The 20,180-nt window shown below is 67.8% G+C and carries 23 protein-coding genes; 10 read left to right on the top strand and 13 right to left on the bottom strand.

Going from position 1 to position 20,180, the window contains the following annotated elements; genetic code table 11:
* The first annotated feature begins 65 nt into the window (after positions 1 to 65).
* Positions 66 to 1,106 (top strand): iron-containing redox enzyme family protein, encoded by a 1,041-nt coding sequence (locus E0W80_RS09930; protein ID WP_131492317.1) that lies wholly within the window; start codon positions 66 to 68, stop codon positions 1,104 to 1,106.
* Positions 1,103 to 1,309, top strand: a complete 207-nt coding sequence (locus tag E0W80_RS09925; protein ID WP_131492316.1) for a CDGSH iron-sulfur domain-containing protein — start codon at positions 1,103 to 1,105, stop codon at positions 1,307 to 1,309. The genes E0W80_RS09930 and E0W80_RS09925 overlap by 4 nt, the downstream gene beginning before the upstream one ends.
* A gap of 46 nt (positions 1,310 to 1,355) precedes the next feature.
* Here E0W80_RS09925 and E0W80_RS09920 read toward each other — a convergent pair whose 3' ends face one another.
* The 5 genes from E0W80_RS09920 to E0W80_RS09900 all read right to left on the bottom strand — a co-directional run bounded on the left by E0W80_RS09920 (position 1,356) and on the right by E0W80_RS09900 (position 6,868).
* On the bottom strand, positions 1,356 to 2,750 hold the full coding sequence (locus E0W80_RS09920; protein ID WP_131492315.1) for an NAD(P)/FAD-dependent oxidoreductase: 1,395 nt from the start codon (positions 2,748 to 2,750) through the stop codon (positions 1,356 to 1,358).
* Between the two features lie 86 nt (positions 2,751 to 2,836).
* A complete protein-coding gene (locus tag E0W80_RS09915) occupies positions 2,837 to 3,649 on the bottom strand; it encodes an ABC transporter permease (protein ID WP_131492314.1) in 813 nt (270 codons plus the stop codon).
* A gap of 5 nt (positions 3,650 to 3,654) precedes the next feature.
* Entirely contained in the window at positions 3,655 to 4,482 is an 828-nt protein-coding gene (locus E0W80_RS09910) for an ABC transporter permease (RefSeq protein ID WP_131492313.1), read from the bottom strand.
* 76 nt (positions 4,483 to 4,558) lie between these two features.
* A complete protein-coding gene (locus E0W80_RS09905; RefSeq protein ID WP_131492312.1) occupies positions 4,559 to 5,740 on the bottom strand; it encodes an extracellular solute-binding protein in 1,182 nt (393 codons plus the stop codon).
* A 60-nt stretch (positions 5,741 to 5,800) separates the two neighbouring features.
* A complete protein-coding gene (locus tag E0W80_RS09900; RefSeq protein WP_131492311.1) occupies positions 5,801 to 6,868 on the bottom strand; it encodes an ABC transporter ATP-binding protein in 1,068 nt (355 codons plus the stop codon).
* Between the two features lie 117 nt (positions 6,869 to 6,985).
* On the opposite strand from E0W80_RS09900, the gene E0W80_RS09895 reads away from it, so the two are divergent.
* The 4 genes from E0W80_RS09895 to E0W80_RS09880 are packed head-to-tail and all read left to right on the top strand — an operon-like array spanning position 6,986 to position 10,099.
* On the top strand, positions 6,986 to 7,789 hold the full coding sequence (locus tag E0W80_RS09895; protein WP_131492310.1) for a GntR family transcriptional regulator: 804 nt from the start codon (positions 6,986 to 6,988) through the stop codon (positions 7,787 to 7,789).
* A 35-nt stretch (positions 7,790 to 7,824) separates the two neighbouring features.
* Positions 7,825 to 8,565, top strand: a complete 741-nt coding sequence (locus E0W80_RS09890; RefSeq protein ID WP_227991800.1) for a cache domain-containing protein — start codon at positions 7,825 to 7,827, stop codon at positions 8,563 to 8,565.
* Between the two features lie 32 nt (positions 8,566 to 8,597).
* Positions 8,598 to 9,383, top strand: a complete 786-nt coding sequence (locus tag E0W80_RS09885; RefSeq protein ID WP_131492309.1) for a DNA/RNA non-specific endonuclease — start codon at positions 8,598 to 8,600, stop codon at positions 9,381 to 9,383.
* A gap of 32 nt (positions 9,384 to 9,415) precedes the next feature.
* Complete coding sequence (locus E0W80_RS09880) at positions 9,416 to 10,099, top strand: helix-turn-helix transcriptional regulator (protein ID WP_131492308.1); 684 nt, start codon at positions 9,416 to 9,418, stop codon at positions 10,097 to 10,099.
* Here E0W80_RS09880 and E0W80_RS09875 read toward each other — a convergent pair.
* The 3 genes from E0W80_RS09875 to E0W80_RS09865 all read right to left on the bottom strand — a co-directional run bounded on the left by E0W80_RS09875 (position 10,075) and on the right by E0W80_RS09865 (position 12,168).
* Complete coding sequence (locus tag E0W80_RS09875; RefSeq protein ID WP_047524445.1) at positions 10,075 to 10,473, bottom strand: VOC family protein; 399 nt, start codon at positions 10,471 to 10,473, stop codon at positions 10,075 to 10,077. The two genes, E0W80_RS09880 and E0W80_RS09875, sit on opposite strands and share 25 nt — an antisense overlap.
* A 71-nt stretch (positions 10,474 to 10,544) precedes the next feature.
* A complete protein-coding gene (locus tag E0W80_RS09870) occupies positions 10,545 to 11,633 on the bottom strand; it encodes an alkene reductase (RefSeq protein WP_131492307.1) in 1,089 nt (362 codons plus the stop codon).
* 37 nt (positions 11,634 to 11,670) lie between these two features.
* Positions 11,671 to 12,168: a MarR family transcriptional regulator gene (locus tag E0W80_RS09865; protein ID WP_131492306.1), complete on the bottom strand. Its 498-nt coding sequence runs from the start codon at positions 12,166 to 12,168 to the stop codon at positions 11,671 to 11,673.
* A 53-nt stretch (positions 12,169 to 12,221) separates the two neighbouring features.
* Between E0W80_RS09865 and E0W80_RS19135 the strand changes: the two genes are divergently transcribed.
* Positions 12,222 to 12,377, top strand: a complete 156-nt coding sequence (locus E0W80_RS19135) for a hypothetical protein (protein ID WP_165875434.1) — start codon at positions 12,222 to 12,224, stop codon at positions 12,375 to 12,377.
* Between the two features lie 556 nt (positions 12,378 to 12,933).
* Here the strand turns inward: E0W80_RS19135 and E0W80_RS09860 are convergent.
* The gene (locus E0W80_RS09860) at positions 12,934 to 13,389 is read right to left on the bottom strand and encodes a MarR family transcriptional regulator (protein ID WP_047524442.1); all 456 of its coding nucleotides are present in this window, start codon (positions 13,387 to 13,389) and stop codon (positions 12,934 to 12,936) included.
* 1 nt (position 13,390) lies between these two features.
* Positions 13,391 to 15,103 (bottom strand): DHA2 family efflux MFS transporter permease subunit, encoded by a 1,713-nt coding sequence (locus E0W80_RS09855; RefSeq protein ID WP_131492305.1) that lies wholly within the window; start codon positions 15,101 to 15,103, stop codon positions 13,391 to 13,393.
* A gap of 106 nt (positions 15,104 to 15,209) precedes the next feature.
* Between E0W80_RS09855 and E0W80_RS09850 the strand changes: the two genes are divergently transcribed.
* Complete coding sequence (locus tag E0W80_RS09850) at positions 15,210 to 15,965, top strand: class I SAM-dependent methyltransferase (RefSeq protein WP_131492304.1); 756 nt, start codon at positions 15,210 to 15,212, stop codon at positions 15,963 to 15,965.
* A gap of 43 nt (positions 15,966 to 16,008) precedes the next feature.
* Here E0W80_RS09850 and trpS read toward each other — a convergent pair whose 3' ends face one another.
* On the bottom strand, positions 16,009 to 17,052 hold the full coding sequence (trpS, locus tag E0W80_RS09845; protein ID WP_131492303.1) for a tryptophan--tRNA ligase: 1,044 nt from the start codon (positions 17,050 to 17,052) through the stop codon (positions 16,009 to 16,011).
* Between the two features lie 236 nt (positions 17,053 to 17,288).
* Between trpS and E0W80_RS09840 the strand changes: the two genes are divergently transcribed.
* Positions 17,289 to 18,179: an alpha/beta fold hydrolase gene (locus E0W80_RS09840; protein WP_227991802.1), complete on the top strand. Its 891-nt coding sequence runs from the start codon at positions 17,289 to 17,291 to the stop codon at positions 18,177 to 18,179.
* 1 nt (position 18,180) lies between these two features.
* On the opposite strand, the gene E0W80_RS09835 is transcribed toward E0W80_RS09840, so the two are convergent.
* Positions 18,181 to 18,942 (bottom strand): glycosyltransferase family 2 protein, encoded by a 762-nt coding sequence (locus E0W80_RS09835; protein ID WP_131492302.1) that lies wholly within the window; start codon positions 18,940 to 18,942, stop codon positions 18,181 to 18,183.
* Between the two features lie 86 nt (positions 18,943 to 19,028).
* Between E0W80_RS09835 and E0W80_RS09830 the strand changes: the two genes are divergently transcribed.
* Entirely contained in the window at positions 19,029 to 19,763 is a 735-nt protein-coding gene (locus E0W80_RS09830) for a GDSL-type esterase/lipase family protein (protein ID WP_131492301.1), read from the top strand.
* Here E0W80_RS09830 and E0W80_RS09825 read toward each other — a convergent pair.
* Positions 19,732 to 20,103 (bottom strand): hypothetical protein, encoded by a 372-nt coding sequence (locus tag E0W80_RS09825; RefSeq protein WP_047524437.1) that lies wholly within the window; start codon positions 20,101 to 20,103, stop codon positions 19,732 to 19,734. The genes E0W80_RS09830 and E0W80_RS09825 overlap by 32 nt on opposite strands.
* Positions 20,104 to 20,180 lie beyond the last annotated feature (77 nt).

Raw genomic sequence — 20,180 nt, 5'->3', positions numbered from 1 at the left:
GTCCCTGTACCTGTCACAGGTTTGCGCACAGGATGCTCCTGTCCCCATCGTCAGGAGCCCGACCTATGACCGCATCCACCCTCGTCGCCCCCACTGCCCTCGCCTTCCGCGATCGAGGCCCGCTGAGCCGCGCAGTCATCGCACGTCTCACGGAGGGCACCGCGTCCGACCACACCGCACTCGCCGCCGACGCCGTGGCAGCGAGCACCGACGTCGTGCGCGACGACGACATCCAGCTCGCGCTGTTCGTCCTCTACGCCTCCGCCTACGGATCGCTGCCGCAGCTGGACGCCGGCCTCGAGTGGGACCCCGCGCTCCTGCGGACCAGACAGGTCCTCGAGGCGGCGTTCGAGAGGTCACTGCGCGCGCGCATTCCGACGCCCGACTTGCCGGACCCGACCGTGGATGCCGTCGGCCGCGCCCTCTTCGCCCTCGCCGAGGCCGACACCGGGCCGAGCCTCTCGCGCTACTTCGTGAAGAAGGCGACCGAGGAGCAGGCGCGGGAGATGCTCATCCAGCGTTCGGCCTACACGCTGCGCGAGGCCGACCCGCACTCGTGGGCGATCCCGCGGCTGGACGGTCGCGCCAAGGCAGCGCTGGTCGAGATCCAGTCCGACGAGTACGGAGGCGGGCGTCCACAGCGTGTGCACGCCGCGCTCTTCGCTCGTGCGATGACGGCCGCGGGTCTCGACGCGACCTATGGCGCGTACATCGACGATCTGCCCGCGCTCACCCTCGCCTCGCTGAACATGATGTCGCTGTTCGGCCTCAACCGCCGCCTGGTGGGCGCGATCGTCGGACACCTGGCGGCCTACGAGATGACGTCCTCCATCCCCTGCCGCCTGTACGCCGACGGCTTGCGTCGTCTGGGTTTCGACGACGCGGTGACGGCGTACTTCGACGAGCATGTGGAAGCGGATGCGGTGCACGAGCAGATCGCCGCCCGTGATCTGGCGGGAAGCCTCGCCGAAGACCATCCGGAGTTGCTCCCCGACATCATGTTCGGGGCCGCCGCCTGCCTGACGGTGGACGGTTGGGGTGGCACCGCCACTCTGGAGGCGTGGACGGCGGGGGCCTCCGCGCTTCGGCAGCGGGCGGGCGTATGAGCGCCGCACGGGAGCCTGTGACGATCACGCCGTACCCCGATGGCCCGCTGCTGGTGCGGGGTGACATCGAGGTGCTGACCGTCGAGGGGGATCCGATCGCGCCGCACCGCCGGACGGTCGCCCTTTGCCGCTGCGGCCTCTCCGCCCTCAAGCCCTTCTGCGACGGCACGCACAAGGTGGCCGGCTTCCGCACCGACGACTGACCCGGGGGAGGGGTGTCGACTCCGCTCCCCCCGGTCAGCTCAGGCGTCACGAGGAAGCGACGAGAACCGCTTGAGCTGCCTCGAGCCCGCTGGAGTGCGCACTCGCGACGGAGCTTTTGATCGCACCAGCCCAGAACAGGGTGTCCTTCGCGGGCCGATAGATCGTCTCCTGGTCGCGCTCACCCGTCGCATACGCGCCGAGAGCGAACTCATCGTTGCGCCAGTCGTAGTTCGAGGCACCCACACAGTTCAGCCCTTGATCTCCGGCAAGCTTGCGGACGCCGGCGAGCGCGGCGTCGTATCGCTCCTGCTCCGAGAGCGCGAGCAGTTCCCGTGCGCGGTCACCGGTGTCCCACGCCACGATGAGCTGTCCGTTGTAGCCGGGCATCCCGGTGGACTCGTCCCAGAATTGGCAGGGCCCCTCATCGTGCTGGTTCACCATGTCGAAGTCTTGCGGCCGCACTGGGTGATCGAATTCGAGGATGGTCTTGTAGGCGACCGTCTGCTTCACCGCGTCGATGGCCGCCATCCGGTCGTCTTCGAGAGGCGGTGAGAACGTGATCGACCGCGCCTGCAGCACGCCGATGGGAACGGTGACGACGCAGGCGTCGGCCTCGAAAGCCTCCTCCCCCGCCTGAACGCTCACTCCGGATCCCGAGTAGTCGATCGTCTCGATCGGCGTCTCGAGACGCACGTCCACTCCCTTTCCCACGGCGTTCAGCACGTCGACGTACGGGCCGAGCAGCTTGTAGTCGCCCGCATAGTCGTCGGGCTCGATCACGCCGGTCTTCGAGACGGTGAGACAGGTGGCCAGGGTGTCGACCACACCCGAAGCCGGGTACACAGCGAACTGCTCCGTGTCGACCTGGATTCCCAGAAGCGCCAGGGGGTAATTGCTCGAAGCGATGCCGAGGCGCTCCAGGTACTGCAACGCTGACTCCTTCTCCCCCGGCTGCGGCAGCGGGAGCGGGAGCCCCAGCGCCCCCTCCGGGAACGCATAGAAATCCGGAGAGTCCCATCCGACCCACGGCGTGCTGGGGCTGTAGCGAGAGAAGGTGTTCTCGAACTTTCTGGCCTTGATCCCGAGCTGTTGCGCCCATGCCCAGGTCTCTGTGTCGGGGCCGCCATGACAGAGGGAAGCACCGCGCTCATGCGGGATGGACAGGAGCGTGCGGTCGGTCCACATCCGTCCGCCCACGCGATCTCGCGCTTCGAGCACGATGACCTTCTTGCCCGCGTCGACGAGTTGCCGTGCCGCCGCCATTCCCGCGGATCCCGCACCGATGACGATGACGTCGTAATGTCCTCCGCTACTCCCTGCCGACGGCGACGGTGCCGTCTCATCCGGGCCGCAGCCGACGAGCATGATCGCTCCCGCACCGAGCATTCCGCCCAGCAGCGCACGTCGCGAGAACACGACGTCGCCCATGCGCTTTTCCATCAACGAACTCCTTTGATCGTAGAAACCACCTGTCGTCCCCAGATGTCACGCGCGCCGGGTTCGGCGTCGCCCCCTCGTGCACTGCATCAGTTGCGCTCGTCGACCTCCTTCCCCAGCCGCTGTGAGATCCACACCGGGATGAAGGACGCGACGATGACGACCGTCGCGACGACGTTGACGACGTTGGCCTCGTTGGGTCTCGCCATCTGGTTCATGATCCACAGCGGCAGGGTGTCGACGCCCGGCGGAGCCGTGAAGATCGTGACGTACACCTCGTCGAAGCTGAGCGCGAAGGCGAGGATCGCTCCGGCGATCAGCGCACTGCGGAACTGCGGGAGGGTCACCAGCAGGAAGGTCTGCCACGGGCTCGCACCGAGGTCCTTCGAGGCCTCTTCGATGCCGGGGTTCATTCGTCGCAGCCGGGCGAGCACGTTGTTGAACACCATGACGATGCAGAAGGTGCCATGCGCGATGATCATGCCGTAGAAGCCGACCTGGATGCCGATCGGCTCGAGGATCTGGTTGTACGTGTTGTTGAGAGCGACGCCGGTGACGATGCCCGGCAGCGCGATCGGCAGCACCACGAGGAGGTTCACGGCGCGCTGGCCGAAGAACGAATACCTCTGGAGGGCGAAGGCCACGAGCGTGCCGAGGATCACGGCGATCACGGTTGCGCCGGAAGCGACCAGCACGGAGTTCAGGAGCGCCGCGCGCACCGGTTCGCTGGTGAACGCCTTGCCCCACCACTCGAGCGAGAACCCGCTCACGGGCCAGCTCACGATGCGCGCGGCGTTGAACGAGTTGAGCACCACGAGCGCGAGCGGGATGTACATGAAGGCGAGGACGACCGCGACGATGACGCCGAGCACGACCTTCGAGGTGCGGGACAGTCTCAGCATGCGACTCACATCCTTTCGAGAGCACCGGTGCGCTGCACGCTCACCAGATAGATGACGACGAACGCGATGGGGACCAGCGAGTACGCGGCCGCCAGCGGCGGGTTCAGGTTGATGTTCGACGCGATCACGCTGCCGATCATCTGCGTGTCCCCGCCGACGAAGCGGGCGACCAGATAGTCGCCGAGACTCAGCGAGAACGTGAAGACAGAGCCGGCGATGAGGGCCGGCTTGATGATCGGCAGGACCACCGATGCGATCGTTCGCCATGATCCGGCACCGAGGTCGGCGGACGCATCGAAGAGGTTGGGCGGCACCTGGCGGATCGCGGTGTACACCGGGACCGCCATGTACGGCAGCCACAGGTAGGTCAGGGTGAGCACGACGGTGAGCACGCTGAACCCCGGACCGGAGATCCCGAACGGTGCCAGCAACCAATTCGCGAACCCCTGCTCGGTGAAGGTGATGCGCATCGCGAGCACCTTCACCAGGTACCCGGCCCACAGCGGCAGGGTGATCGATACGGCCAGGAGCGCCCGGAGCCACGGCGACGCGATCTTGGCCATGAAGATGCCGAGAGGCACCGAGATGAGGATGGCGAGCACCGTCACCGCGAGCGCGATGCCCAGCGTCCGCATCGATGTCGACAGGTAGGCGGGATTGACGAGGAGCTGCTCGAAGTTGCGCAGCGTGAACCCCGGCTTCACCTTCGAGGTGAAGGGGTCGGTGATCCAGAACGCGGTCACCAGGAGCATGACCAGCGAGAAGATGTAGATCCCGATGAGCCAGGTCATCGGAAGGGCCAGGAGCCCGGCGATCCGGAGGCGGCGCTTCATGTCGATCCCGTTCGTGGTTGCGGAAGATGCGGGCGGATGAGGGGATGGGCCTGCCGACCCACCCCCTCGAGGCGGCTCAGCCCTTGACCGAGAGCCAGGCGTCCGTCCACTGCTGGAAGTTGGTGCAGGTGACGTCGGTGCGACCGTCGATGCACTGTTCGATCGGCGTCGTCCAGAACCAGACGTTCTTGAAGTACTCCTCGTCCGTCGCGTTGAAGTACTCGCAGTGCGCCTTCGCCTCCTCGCTGGTGTCGCAGAAGGCGGCGTTGGCCGGCGCCATGCCGAAGTTCATCGCGATCGCGCCGTTCACCTCCGGGGAAGACGAGTAGTCCATCCATGCGTACGCGCAGTTCGGGTTCTTCGATTCTGTGGCCAGCATCCAGGCGTCCGACCAGCCGGTCGAGCCCTCTTCGGGCAGCACGCTCTTGAACCTGTCATCCTCCGTGAGCTTGCGCAGCACCTCCCAGGATGTGCCGAGCACGGTGGTCCCGCCCGCGAAGGACGTGATCTGTGCCGCGGGGTCGGACCAGTACTCGGAGACGATCTCGTTCTGCTGCTTGAGCAGGTCGATCGCTGCCTCCAGTTGTTCCTCGTCGAGCGCGTACGGGTTCGTGATGCCGAGGTCGGGCTCGTGCGCCATCAGGTACACCGCGGCGTCGGCGATGTAGATCGGAGCATCGTAGGCGATGACCTTGCCCGCATACGGGCTGTCCTTCTCCCAGGCGACGTCCCAGCTGGTGGGCTCCTCGGTGACGATCTCGCTGTTGTACTGCAGGATGTTCGCGCCTCGACCGATCGGGATGCCGTACGACTTGCCGTTGATCGTGTCGTAGATCTGGCCCTTCATACCCTCGACGATGTCGTCGCCGAAGTTCGGGATGAGCTCCAGGTTGAGCGGCTGCACGTCGCCGCCGGCGATCAGACGCAGGCTCGCATCCCCCGAAGCGGAGACCAGGTCGTAGTCGCCCGTGCGCATGAGCTGGACCATCTCGTCGCTGGTACCGGCGACACGACGGTTCACCACGCACCCGGTCTCGCTCGTGAAGGCGTCGCTCCACGCCGGCTCGACGAATCCACTCCAGGCGACGATGTTCACCTCTCCCTCGTAGTCGCCGAGGGCATCCTGCATGGCGATGTCGGGAACGTCGATCTGGAGTTCGCCGGAGCCTTCGGTGGCCTCACCTCCGGTGGTACAGCCGGACAGGGCGAGGACGGCGGCGGCTGCCATCGCCGTGGTGGCCAGGATCTTCTTACGCATGGATCGCTCCTTCGTGATCAGTGCTGCAGGTGTGCATCGGGTGTTCGGTTGTTGCGTTCTTCAGGGAAGCCGAGCCGCCTGGTCGGGAGACCAGACGACACGGACGTGGTGACCGCGGGCGAGATCGTCGTCGGCGGAGTGCCGGGCATTGGGACGTTCGGCGGTGACGTCCATCCCCGCGTCGGTCGCGATCAGGTAGCGGGTGGCCGGGCCGGTGTAGACGATCTCGGTGATCGTGCCGTCGAGGAAGACCTCCCCCGGGGAGAGCGCCGCATCGCGGCCCCTCAGCCGCATGCGCTCCGGTCGCACGCTCATCGTCCGCCGGTCACCGGTGAGGGCCTCGGCGAGTTCCCCGCCGATGAGGTTCGAGAGGCCGAGGAACCGCGCGACGAACTCCGTCTCCGGTCGCTCATAGACATCTCGAGGGGCACCCACCTGTTCGACCCGGCCGCCGTTGAACACCGCGACCCGGTCGCTCAACGTGAGCGCCTCCTCCTGATCGTGGGTGACGAAGATGAAGGTGATTCCGACTTCGCGCTGGATCTGCTTGAGCTCGATCTGCATCTGCTCGCGGAGCTGCTTGTCGAGCGCGCCGAGCGGCTCGTCGAGCAGCAGCACCTGCGGGCGCAGGATCAGCGCTCGGGCCAGGGCGATGCGTTGACGCTGGCCGCCCGAGAGCTGGTGGGGCAGTCGGTCGGCGACATGGTCGAGGCGAACCTGTTCGAGGGAGGTGTGCACCCGGGCGGCCCGGGCGGCCTTGCCTTCGCCGCGCACGCGGAGCCCGTAGCCGACGTTGTCGGCGATGGTCAGGTGCGGGAAGAGCGCGTAGTCCTGGAAGACCGTGTTCACCGGGCGCGAATGCGGTGGCGTACGCGTGACGTCCACCCCGGAAAGGAGGATGCTGCCCGCGGTGACGTCTTCGAAGCCGGCGATCATGCGCAGCACCGTGGTCTTGCCGGAGCCGGAGGGGCCCAGCATCGACAGGAACTCCCCCGACGCGACCTCGAGGTCGAGGTCGCGGACGGCGGTGAACTCGCCGAAGGACTTGGTGACGCCGCTCAGAGTCACCCTCCCGTCCGGGCGTGTGCCCTCGGGTGTTGTGGGTGCTGCGGGTGCCGTGGCGATCATCTCGCGCTCCTCAGATCGTCGTCGAACTCGGAAGATTCACCAAAACATATAAACCCATAGGTAATATGTCAACAGGAACTTCTTGGGTATCGTGATCGCGGAAGGGAGAATCGCAGGATGGGATCGAGCTCGACGACGCACCCGACGCACGCCTCTGCGGAGCTCTCCCCCGGACTCGACACAGAGACGGAGCATGCGCAGCCGCATCGACTCCAGGGGGCGTTGTTCCAGCCGATCGGCGACGAAGGCAGGGCGGAACTCGTCGAGCGTCGCCTGGTCGATGCGATCACGCGGGGGCACCTCCGCGCCGGCGAGAGACTCCCATCGGAAGCAGACCTGAGCAAGAGCCTCGGGGTCGCCCCGGTGACGGTACGTGAAGCACTCCTCGCCCTCCGGGGCCGCGGCCTCGTCGTCACCCGCCGCGGGCGAAACGGAGGCAGCTTCGTCGCCGCGCACGCCGATCCGCTCACCTTCGCCAGAGAGGCCGTGCGCCGCACGTCGCGCCTAGCACTGCGAGACCTCGGTGCCCACTACGCCGCCATCACCGGAGCATGCGTCCGACTCGCGGCGAGGCGCGCCGATCCCAGCGAAACACAGCGGGTGCGTCGCCGGCTGGAGCGGATCGAAGACCTCGACCCCGAAGCACAGCGCCGCCTCCTCGACGACGTGCAGATCGAGATCGTCGCGTTGAGCCAGTCGGCGCGACTCACCCGCGAGCAGATGAAGCTGCAGGCGGAGCTCTCCCCCTTTCTGCGCCTCGTCGCCTACGAGACCGAGAACCTCCGACGGCAGGCCGCTCACCTCGCCGCCGTGATCGACGCCGTGGAGGCCGGAGACCCCGATGCCGCCGGGGCGAGAACCGAGCTCATGGCGGCGGAGACCATCGATGCCCTGATCCGGCTCCAGGCCACCACCGGCTAGAACACAGCCCCCATCGACGTGCACAGGAGGACGCGATGATGAACACAGCAACCGACACCGCCATCCAGGCCGCAGCGGCGATCGTGGAGGACTACTTCACGGCGCCCGTGCGCACGCTCCTCGACTGGGTGGATCCGTTCGCCGCCCAGGTCACCGAGGCGAGAGCGACCGGCCCGCTCACCCGCTCGAAGATCGACACGCTCGTGGAACCCCACGCCCTGACGACCCTTGCCCTGCAGGAGAGACCCGTCTATGGAGCAGGATTCATCGCGGCGATCGACCTCCTCACCGACGCGCACAGTCACCTCGCCTGGTGGCAGGGCGAGGATCGGAGACAGCTCGTTCTCGCCTCCCAGTCACTGAACAAGGAGAACATCGACTACAGCGCGCTGGAGTGGTTCCGGGTGCCGATGGCCACCGGAGAGCCGCACGTCGCCGGCCCCTACGTCGACTACCTGTGCAGCGACGAATACACGATCACGATCGCGGTCCCCGCCGAGGTGGACGGCGCGCGCATCGGAGTCGCCGGACTCGACCTGCTGGTGTCGGCCGTCGAACAGGACCTCACTCCGCGTTTCGCCGCACTCGGATGCGAGGTGACCTTGACGAACGGCGTCGGTCGGGTCGTGGTATCGACCGATCCTCGATGGGCCACGGGAGACTCCGTGCGCGGCAGCGGTCTCGCCGCTCTTCCGCGCGTCGGCTGCGAGGGAGTTGCGCTCGACGTGATCGTCGAGCCCGGTGACGAAAGAGGTAGCGCCCTTCGATCCGGATAGCCCTCGTCGGAGGCCCCGTGCACGATAGGAGCATGACCGACGGCTACGACCCGGACTTCCTCGGCACGCCACTGCCGCTTCCGCGCCCCGCGCAACCGAGCCGTGAACTCCCCTACCCGCGCTTCACCGTGCTGCTCGACCCTGCACGCCGGCTGGCGGCGGTGACGGCGGTCAACATCGACGGGGCCCGGCTCCGGGAACTGCCCCGCACGGGCGAGTGGCGGCTCGATCCCCGGATCCCCGCCGATGAGCAGACGGGACCGGCGGTCTACGCGCGCAACGATCTCGATCGCGGCCACTTGGTGCGGCGACGCGACCCGGGCTGGGGCGAACTCTCCGAGGCGAGGTCGGCGGCGGAGGCGACCTTCTTCTATCCCAACGCCGCACCACAGGCGGCGGCGTTCAACCAGTCCAAGGAGCTCTGGCTCGGCCTCGAGGATCACGTGCTCGCCTACGCCGAGACCACAGACCAGCGCGTGTCGGTCTTCACCGCGCCGATCCTCGCCGACGATGACCCGCCCTACCGGGGTGTCCGGATCCCGCGCCGCTTCTGGAAGATCGCCGCGTGGCGCAGCGGAGACGAGCTCACTGCGGCCGGCTTCGTGCTCGATCAGTCCGCGCTGATCGACACCCGTGAGACGACACTCGTCGTCCCACCATTGGCGGCGTTCCGCACGTTCCAAGTGCCCATCTCCGACATCGCCACCCTGACCGGGCTCGACCTCGGGCCACTGCTCGCCTCCGACGTGCTCATGCAGCCGGGAGCACGGGAGACCGGATGGCGAGCCCTCGACACGGCCGGTGACATCGTGCTCTGACCACCGCCGTCCGCGCCTGAGACAATGACGGGGTGTTCTCCGAGTCGCGCCTGCCCCACGGAGCTGCACTGTGGCGTTCTCGTGGCAGCGTGGGTGGCGGGCCCATCCCCGCAGACGGCTGCGTCGACCTGATCCTGCGGGACGGTTGCATCTCCGTCGCCGGGCCCTCCACGCGGTGGATCACGGCCGGCGGCGACGGGGCCGGCGACTCGTTCGGCTTCCGCCTCCCTCCCGGACGCGCCGGGCACCTGCTCGGCCTCGACCTCGCGGAGATCGCCGACCAGCTCGTTCCTCTCGAAGACGTCGCCTCTCGGGGGCATGCCCGACGACTGCGCGCGGCGATGGTGCCGTTCGCCGACGGCGCGCGCTCGACGGGCGCGGTGTCCTCACTCGCGGGAGACGCGGCGGAATCGAGCCGCTGGTCCGCCGACGTGTATCGTTTCGCGGCGACCAGCGAGTCGGCGGCCCGCGCAGCCGCGGCGCACGGGACCTCGGAGCGCTCCTTCCGGAGGAGGATGCTGTCGACGTTCGGCTACGGGTACGCCACCCTGATGCGCCTCGAACGTTCCCGCCGTGCGCAGGCGCTGCTGCGGCGAGGAGCCCCCCTCGTCACCGCTGCCGCGGAGGCCGGTTTCGCCGACCAGCCTCATCTCTCGCGCGAGTTCCGACGGCTGGTCGGCGTCAGTCCGGGTCAGTTCGCGGCAAGCTCCGCATAGAGGTCGACCGAGTTCCCGTCAGGATCGAGCAGCGTGGCGTAGCGCTGACCCCAATGTGCGTCCCACGGCTCGACGTGCGCCGTGTGCCCTGCGCTCACGAGAGCAGCGAAAGCCGCGTCGACCCCCGCTGCCGACCCCTTGTCGAAGGCGAGGGCGATGCGGTGCCCACCGGTCGCCGGCACGAACCCGGGGTCGAAACCACGGATCGTCTCGATCGTGTCCCAGGCCAGGACCACGCCGTCGTCGAGCTTGGCGTCTACGTGCGGGGCATCGTCCTGCCCCGCCGCGATGTCGACGCCCAGGGCGCGGTAGAAGGCGAGCGAGGCCGCCATGTCGTGGGTCACGATGCCGATGAAGCCGAGTCTCAATGTCATGGACCCCACGCTACGGCCGGCCCACCGACCTGGTCGTGAACAGAACGGCCACCCTCCCACGGATGAGCAGGTCAGGCTCCGACGCGCACCGACTCCAGCGATGGGTAGTCGGTGTACCCCTCCGCGGTCCGGCCGTAGAACAGCGCGGGGCGGGGTTCGTTGAGCTCGGAGTCCTGACGCCAGCGCTCGATCAGGTCGGGGTTGGCGATCACCGGACGCCCGGCAGCGACCGCATCGGCGATGCCGTCGGCGACGAGTGCCTCTGCGGCGTCCCGCGTCGTCTCGATCGCGAAGCCGGTGTTGACGATCAGCGGGGCGCCCGCCGTGCGGCGGATGTGCTGCACGAGCTCGCCGGCAGGATCGGCGTTGAGCACGTCGATGAAGGCGAGGCCGAGCGGCGCGAGCCCGTCGGCGACGGCCGTGTAGGTCGCGTGTACGTCGGCGTCGTCCTCTTCCAGCACACCCTGGATGTTGTGCTGCGGCGAGAGACGGATGCCGGTGCGATCGGCTCCGACGGCGGCAGCGACGGCCGACACGACCTCGATCGCGAAGCGTGCCCGGTTCTCGGGAGACCCGCCGTACGCGTCGTCGCGGACGTTCGACACGGGCGAGAGGAACTCGTGCACCAGGTAGCCGTTGGCACCGTGCACCTCGACGCCGTCGAAGCCGGCGGCGATCGCGTTACGTGCGGCCTGAGCGAACTGCTCGACGACCTCGGGGATCTCCTCCAGCGTGAGGGCGTGGGCGACGGGCAGATCGGCCTTGCCTTCGGGCGTGTGGGTCTGTCCCGGTGCGGCGAGCGCGCTCGGAGCGACGACCCGGGGCTCCCCCGAGATCGCGGGGTGACCCACACGACCGCCGTGCATGAGCTGCATCACGATCGTTCCTCCCTCAGCATGGACCGCCGCGGTGATCGACTTCCACGCCTCGATCTGTGCGGGCGTGACGATGCCCGGCTGCCCGGGGTAGGACTTGCCTTCAAGAGCCGGCCACGTGCCCTCGGAGATGATCAGTCCCTGTCCTGCGCGCTGCCGGTAGTACTCCGCCATCGTCGCGGTCGGCACACCGTCGTCATCGGCACGCGTGCGGGTGAGCGGCGCCATGACGACGCGATTGGTCAGCGGGAGGGCGCCGAAGCGGGCGGGTTCGTAGAGATTCACAGTGGGAGGTAAGGCCCGGCGCGCTCCCCGTATTCCCTCAGTTCCCGCCGAGCGCCGCGAGCAGGTCGGCGAAATGGTCGAGGTCGGCTGCCGTCCACCTGCGCAACCGCTCCCCCATGCGCCCCTCGTATTGCGACCGCGCGAGCGCGACCCGCTCCTGCGCGAGGTCGGTGGCCACGAGGACGCGCGCCCGGCCGTCCTCCGGATCCGGGATGCTCTCGACGAGCCCCAGCTGTTCGAGCTGGCGCACCTGGCGACTCACAGCCGACTTGTCGGTCTGCAGGCGTTCGATGATCGCCCCGGCCGAGGTCGCCTTGCCCGTCGCAATGGAGGTGAGCACTTGGTAGCCGAGCGGCTGCAGGTCGGGGTGCACGGTGGCCGCGGCCTCACGCCAGCTCACGCGGATCCGTGCGAAGAGACGCCCGAGTTCCTGTTCGACCCGGGTGATGGCGTGATCGATCTCCGCGTCCCCCAGCAGTTCCGCGTCGGCGTCGGATTCGGGGGTCTCGGCGGGGGCGTCGGAGGAGGCGCTCATGCTCGCCAGTGTACGTCGAAGGGGGTGGCCAGCTGCTGCGCTACTGTCCCACCATGAGCATTGCTCGTCACCTGCGCCGCAGCATCGCAGCAGCGGCCACCGCCGCTGTCACGGCGCTCGCGCTCACCGCGGGCTCGCCCAGTTCCCCATCACCGGATGAAGACCCTGCGGACGATGGGCCTGCCGCACCGGTACGTGACGGTCTGTAGTCGCGCCGCGAGGGCGACGTCGGTGCCGGTTGAGGACGTTCGAGGGGCGGAGCGGCCCGGAGGTCAGTGCTACATTCCGTTCATGAGGGTGTGGATTGTGCACTTGGAAGATACTCCTGGCTTCATCGGTGTTTTCGATGTCGAAGATGACGCGTACGAATTCCAGGACAAATACGCGGCTGATAGCGGACTCCCAGTTCTGCTTACGCCTGTTGCGGTGCCCTATCGGGCCACGGGACTAGATGCGGCTCTCTATTCGGAGTAAACACGACAGAGCGCGCAACACGCGTCAAGCGGTGCGTGCGATCACCCTGGATACGCAAGAACGAGCGGCATGGTGTAGCTCGTGAGCCGGGGTGAGGTCCCCTACTGATGGGTTCGCCGCACCAACGCAGCCAGAATCCGATCCTTCACAAGGTGAAGCTCGCCACGGGCATATCGGATCTGGATGTGACCGTCGATGTCGGGTACGGGCCGCGAGCCCCCGCCACGGACTGCACGAGAACGCCAGTGTACGGCGAAGCCCCGCTGTCGATCGTGACAGCGGGGCTTCGTCTCACACTTCTGCGAGCAGCCGGAAGACCTTGGACGCGGCGCGGATCTCCTCGGGGGTGAGCTCATCGATCACGGCTTGGAGGCGGGAGCCGTACTCGCGGCGGACCTCCGCGAGCGCCGCACCCGCACCGGCCGTGACCGTCAGCACCCGGAGTCGTCCGTCGCGCTCATCCGGTCGTGACTCCAGAAGCGCCAGCTCCTCCAGCATCCGCACCTGGCGACTGATGACCGATTTATCCATCTCGAACCGGTCTGCGAGCTCGTGCGCGTTGGCCGTACCCGCTCGATCGATGAACGTCAGCAGCTTGTAGCCGGCGACCTGCAGCTCGGGGTGGACCCGAGCTGCAGATTCCTTCCACAGCGACCTGGTCCGCGCGAAGATGAGGTTCAGATGCGCTTGCAGGTCGCCGAGCGCACTGTCGACATCCGTCGAGGCGACCGCTCCCGGGGACGACATGTCAGCGCTCCTGGTCCCGATCTTCGCGTTCGAGCACTCCCACCGAACCGGTCTTCGGAGTCGCGGACTCCCCGCCGTCGATCCGGATGGCTCCGGTCGAGAGCGAGGCGCCGACCTCGGCCTCGGAGACCTCGATCACCGACTCCTCCGCCTGCTCGAGCATCTGCTCCGCGGCGTTCTTCGTCGACAGCGGCTTGTTCTTGATGAACGCGATGGCGACGATGGCGATCACGGCGAGCGGAATCGCGACGATGAAGGCGTCGGCGATGCCATGACCGTAGGCGCTCTCGACGATCGAGCGGATCGTGTCCGGCAGCTGCCCGACCTTCGGGACGTCACCCGAGGCGAGGTGCTTCAAGGCGTCGACCTCTTCTTGCGAGGTCGGCGTGAAGCCGGCGAGCCCGTCCGTGACGTACGTGCCGACGCTGGTGGACAGGAGCGAGCCCATCACGGTCACGCCGATGGTGCCCGCGATCGTGCGGAAGAAGTTCACGTTCGACGAGGCGGCCCCCAGCTGCTGCGGGGCGGTGTCGTTCTGCACGATGAGCGTGAGGTTCTGCATGACCATGCCGAGTCCGGCACCGAGGACGAACATGTACACGGCGACCAGCGGGAACGGGGTGTCGTAGCGCAGCGTGGACATCAGGCTGACGCCCACGGTCGCCAGGACCGAACCGGTCAGCATCCACCCCTTCCACTTGCCGAACCGGCTCACGAGCTGGCCGATGATGATCGACGCGCCCATCTGACCGATGATCATCGGGATGGTCATGAGACCCGACTCGGTGGGCGTGGCGCCCCGAGCGAGCTGGAAGTACTGCGCGAGGAACACCGAGGTGGCGAACATCGAGACGCCGATCGCGATCGACGCGACGACCGACAGCGTGAAGGTGCGATTGCGGAACAGCGACATCGGCACGATCGGTTCCTTGACGAAGAACTCGACCGTGATGAATGCGGCGATGGCGACGCCGGCCGTGACGGCGAGCATGATGCTGGTCGAGGAGTCCCAGTCGAACTGGTTGCCGCCCATCGAGACCCAGATGAGCAGGGTCGAGACACCGACCGCGAGCAGCACGATGCCGAAGTAGTCGATCGACACCTTCGAGTCGCGCTGCGGCTTGGGCAGGTGCAGGGTGAACTGCAGCAGCACGAGGGCCAGGATCGCGAAGGGCACGCCGACGAAGAAGTTGGAGCGCCAGCCCCACACGTCGGTGAGGAGTCCGCCGAGCAGCGGGCCGCCGATGGTGCCGAGGGCCATGATGCCACCGACGACGCCCATGTACTTGCCGCGCTCACGCGGGGAGATGATGAGAGCCACCGCGATCATGACCAGCGACATCAGGCCGCCGACACCGATTCCCTGGACGACGCGGACGGCGATGAGCATGTTCGTGTCGGTCGAGAAGCCGGCGATCACGGTGCCGACGGTGAAGAGGATGAGGGAGATCTGGACGAGCACCTTGCGGTCGACCAGGTCGGCCAGCTTGCCCCAGATCGGGGTCGAGACCGCGGTCGCCAGCAGGCTCGCCGTGATCACCCAGGTGTACTGCGACTGCGTGCCGCCGAGGTCGGCGATGATGACCGGCATCGAGGTCGACACGACCGTGCCGGAGAGCACGGCGACGAACATGCCGACGACGAGCCCGGAGATCGCGGTGAAGACTTCGCGTGCCGAGCGTGTCTCGGATACTGCGGATGGGGTGTGTGCCAAGGGGAAATGCTCCTGCGTAGAAAGTTGATCGAGGTCAACCATACGCCTTTAGTTGCCAAAGTGCAACTAAAGGCGCCGGTGGGGTGGTCGCTGAGAGAATCGATCCATGACCGATTCCTTCGAGGCACTGATCGAAGCCGGAAGGACCGCCGACGTGACCGGATGGGACTTCGGCTGGCTGGACGGAAGAGCCACCGAGGAGAGACCTCCGTGGGGCTACGCCCGCCTCCTGTCCGAGCGCCTCGGCGGTGCGTCCGCGTCGCTCGACATCCAGACCGGCGGCGGGGAGGTTCTCGCCGAGGCCACGGCCTTCCCGCCCGCCGCCGTGGCGACCGAGTCCTGGCCACCGAACGTGCGTCGCGCGACGCGGCTCCTGCATCCCCGTGGTGTGGTGGTCGTCGCGGACCCCGACGAGCCGCCGCTACCGTTCGGCGATGAAGCCTTCGACCTCGTCACCAGCAGGCACCCGGCGACGATCTGGTGGTCGGAGATCGCACGGGTGCTGACGCCGGGCGGAACCTACTTCGCACAGCACGTGGGGCCAGCGAGCGCGTTCGAGCTGATCGAGTTCTTCCTGGGCCCCCAGCCGGAAGCGCGCCGCGGACGCCACCCCGACGATGAAGCCGACGCCGCGCGGGCTGCGGGGCTCGAGGTCATCGATCTGCGAACCGCGAGGCTTCGCATCGAGATCCACGACGTCGCCGCGGCGGTCTACCTGCTCCGCAAGGTGATCTGGTGGGTGCCCGGGTTCACGGTCGAGAACAGTCTCGACCGGCTCCGTGACCTGCACGACAGGATCCAGGCCGACGGACCGTTCGTCGCGCATTCGACCCGTCACCTGATCGAGGCCCGACGCCCGTAGCGGCGCCCCGGCGCTCGGGGCTCGGGGCTCGCGACTCGACGCCTCAGCAGTACACGGTCCCCATCGCCTCGCGCACCTCGTCCAACGTCGTTTCCGCCTCCGCATTCGCACGCTCGTTCCCGCGGCGCAGGACCGAGCGCACCAGCTCGCCGTCTGCCGCAAGACTCCGCCGACGCTCACGCATCGGCGCCAGGAAGTCGTTCACCGCCGCGGCGGTCACGGTCTTCAGCGCGTTGCTTCCCGCGTCACCGACGTCGTCCGCGAGCTCGGCGGGCGTGACATCCAGGCATAAGGCAGCCGTCGTCAGCAGTGCGGAGACACCGGGACGCGCTTCGGGATCGAACGTGATCCGCCGTTCCTGATCCGTCCGGGTTCGGCGGATCGCCGCAACGGTCTCCTCCGGTGTCATCGAGAGGGAGATCGCGTTGCCGTAGCTCTTCGACATCTTCCGTCCGTCCAACCCCGGCACCTCCGGTGTCGCCGTGACGAGCGCATCCGGCACAGGGAAGAGCTCGCCGTAGCGCTCGTTGAACCGTCGGGCGATCACCCGGGTCATCTCGACGTGCGGCAGGTTGTCCTTCCCGACCGGAACGAGGTTGCCCTTGCAGAAGAGGATGTCGGCCGCCTGGTGCACCGGATACGTCAGCAGCAGACCGCTCAACGCGCGGCCGGACGCCGCGTACTCCGACTTGACCGTCGGGTTCCTGTGCAGTTCCGCCTCTGTGACGAGACTGAGGAACGGCAGCAGCAGCTGATTCAGAGCAGGGATCGAGGAGTGCGTGAAGATCGTGGTGCGCTCCGGGTCGATTCCGGCGGCGAGGTAGTCGAGCACGGCACCGTGGACGTTCTCACGGACGTTGTCCGTCGTATCGCGGTCGGTGATGACCTGGTAGTCGGCGAGCACGAGAAATGTCTCGACTCCGGCTTGTTGCAGCCGGACGCGCTCCCGTATCGTCCCGAAGTAGTGGCCCAGGTGCAGCGGTCCGGTCGGCCGCTCCCCCGTGAGCACTCGGAACCGCTCCGGGTGTCGGTCCACGGCGGCCGCGACCTCCGCCGAGCGCTGCGCCGTTGCAATGAAGGACTCCATCGGTCTTTCTCCCATCGATAGGGAGCCACACGGAGTCCTCGCGTGCTGCCACGAGCTGCCGTGCAGCCCGTGAACACACTTCAACCGGCCGCTAGTGCAGCCACCACCATGCCGAGCGGTTGAAGTTCATGGAGTCGATGCTAGCGCGCAGCCTCGTCGTTCGGTCGATCCGCGGCCCGCGCATCTCCCGGCGCGCGCTCCGCCCGCGCACCGGAGCGCGGGAGTACCGTGTCAGCGTGTCGACGGATTCGCGAAGTGAGCGGGCAGCCGGATCCGCCGCCGCGCTCGATGCCGCGATCGGTGACATCGATTGGACGATTCCGCCCGTCGGCTCAGTGAGGTCGTGGTTCTCGGCGCCGAGCGGTGAGCTGGCCGTCGTGTCGCTCGGTGATCCGACGCACCCTCGTGCGGTCCTGGTGCCGGGTGCGACGGGATCCAAAGAGGATTTCGCGCTGATGCTGCCACTTCTGGCACAGGCCGGATACTTCGTGCAGTCCTTCGACCTTGCCGGCCAGTACGAATCGCATGCCGCCGGCGCGGACCGGGCCTACACGTACGACCTGTTCATCGACGACCTCGTCGCGTTCCTCGAAGCAGGCGCCCCGGCCCATCTGCTGGGCTATTCGTTCGCGGGCACGATCGCGCAGTCCGTGGCGATCCGCCGCCCTGAGCTCGTCCTCTCGCTCGCCCTTCTCACGACTCCCCCGGGCGCCGGCAACGTCTTCGCCACCATGAAGTGGTTGGGTCCGATCGCCCCGATCGCGAGCCCGCGGCGCGGCGCCGGCCTGATGATCTGGGGCATCGTGACGAACAAGAACCGCGTGCCACCCCGGCGGCTCGAGTTCGTGCGCTCCCGGTTCGCCCTCACACGGAGGCGCAGCGTCGACGAGATCATCGGGCTGATGATGGCGACGCCCGACCTGCGCAGCAGCGTGCGCGCACTCCCGGTGCCCAAACTCGTCGTCGCCGGCGCGCACGACCTGTGGCCGCTGGCCGCCCACCAGAGGTTCGCCCGCGACATCGATGCGGATTTCCGTGCTTATGCGACAGGGCACAGCCCGAGCGAGACCACTCCGCACCAGCTGACGGCGGATCTACTCGACCTGTACGCTCGCGCCCGCGGCTGACTCACCGGCCGCGCGCCGACGACTCCTCCCGCCGCCGGGCCTGCCGTCGCCGATACAGCGGCTCCTGCGGCAGATGCAGCCACACGGTCGGAAGCACGTAGCTCAGCCGACGTCGAAGCGAAGCCCAGTCCTGGAACGGCCGCGCCGAGACCTCGACGACGAGACGACGATCACGCAGCACGGTCATCCCGGGTCGGATGTGGAACGACAGGTCGAAGTCGTCGTGGATGTTCTGCGGCTCGCGGTGCACCTCACCGCTCAGGATCCGCCAGGTCTCGGCCCGCATGGCCATGTTTGAGCCGAAGAGGGGCGCGTGTCCGAGCAGCGGAGTGAGGGCGGCGTACATGCCACCGATGTAGAGGCGTTCTCCCACCCAGTGCACGAGCGGCGTCGAGCCGTAGAAGCGTGGGTCGCCTGTGACGAAGTCGAGATCGTCCCGTTCGCGGAACGTCCGCTCGATCCGCTCGATCCAGTCCGGTCCGGGGCGGGAATCGGCGTCCAGGCGCGCGATGATGTCGCACGACGCCGCGTCATAGCCGGCCGACGAGGCGCGAGGGATCCCCTGCACGGGTTCCGACACGACGCGCGCTCCGTGCCGTTCGGCGACCGCAACGGTGTCATCCGTACTGCCGTTGTCGACGACGATGACCTCATCGGCTCTGCGCGTCTGCCGCTCCAGGGCGCGGAGACACTGTTCGAGGAGGAGGGCGTCGTTGCGCACCGGGATGACGACGGAGACGGAACGAGGGAACACGGTCGTCATCGCTCTCCTGTTCTGCACGTCTCAGCACTCAGTGACAGTCTCCCTTCCTTCCCCCGCAGGTGCGGGGATTGAGAGAAAATGGACGGGTGATCCGTCCCGTGCTGTCCGACGCGCGCCGGAGGATCCTCACGGCCGCTGCGAGCGTCGCCCTCCTGGTGGGCACCATCGCTGTGATGTATCGAAGGATCATGTATCCGCCGGTCCCCCGCCTCAGAGAAGACCGGATCCGAGTCGCAGCCGTCGGCGACAGCAACACCTACGGCGCGGGCGTGCTGTTCCGAGGCCGTGCGCGGCGCGCGTACCCCGGCCGCCTCCAGCGGATCCTCGGCGACCGGTATCAGGTGCTCAACTACGGCGTGAACCGGCGCACCCTGCAACGCGACGGCGACTGGCCGTACGACGAGACTCCGCACGCCGCAGCATCGCTCGCGTCCCAGCCCGACATCGCGCTCATCATGCTCGGCTCGAACGACGCGCGCGGCGACAACTGGAATCCGGAACGATACGCGTCGGAGCTGGCCGACTTCGCCGAACGCTACCGCGCACGGGGAGCGACCGTGTTCCTCCTGACGCCACCCGTCGCCTTCGAGAACCGCCGCGGCGTCGATGAGCGGATCATCGCGAGCGAGGTCGCCCCGCTGGTGCGACGCGTGGCGAGCGACCTCCACATCGACCTGATCGACGTCTTCGAGGTCACCGCCCGGACCGTGACGAGCCACCGCGACGGCATCCACCTCGGCGCCCGCTCCAGCGCGCTCGTCGCCGCCACGGTCGCCGGCGCGATCCGGCTCAGCCGCAGAACGCCGACGCCGACTCCTTGAGCTGCTCGACCGCTTCGATGGTCTCGGGTGCCCGCAGATCGGTCATCCCGCTGATCTTCTCGGCGCCGGAGCGGATGGCATCGCCCAGCGCCCCGTCGACGCCGTCCGCGAGCCCGTCGAGCGACGCGACCAGTTGATCCCGCGCCGCATCCGCCTGCTCCGCCGACACCTCGCCCTGCTCGAGCAGCGCCTGGTACTGACCGTAGGCGTCGTCGATCGTCGCGCACGTCGCCTGCACGTCGACGCCGAGAGCATCACCGGCCAGCTGCGTGACCTGCGAGCATCCGGCGACGAGGAATCCGGCAGCGAGCACGAGGGGCAGAACGAGGAGACGGCGCATGTGACTGAGGGTAGTCGGGGATGCTGGGGCGGGCATGGGAGCAGGGTTCCGGCAGTCGGCGGATGCGGGGCGCTGGG

This window comes from Microbacterium sp. PI-1 (assembly GCF_004337555.1).
GTDB classification, from domain to species: Bacteria; Actinomycetota; Actinomycetes; order Actinomycetales; family Microbacteriaceae; genus Microbacterium; species Microbacterium aurugineum.
This window is presented reverse-complemented; position numbering and strand designations above follow the sequence as displayed.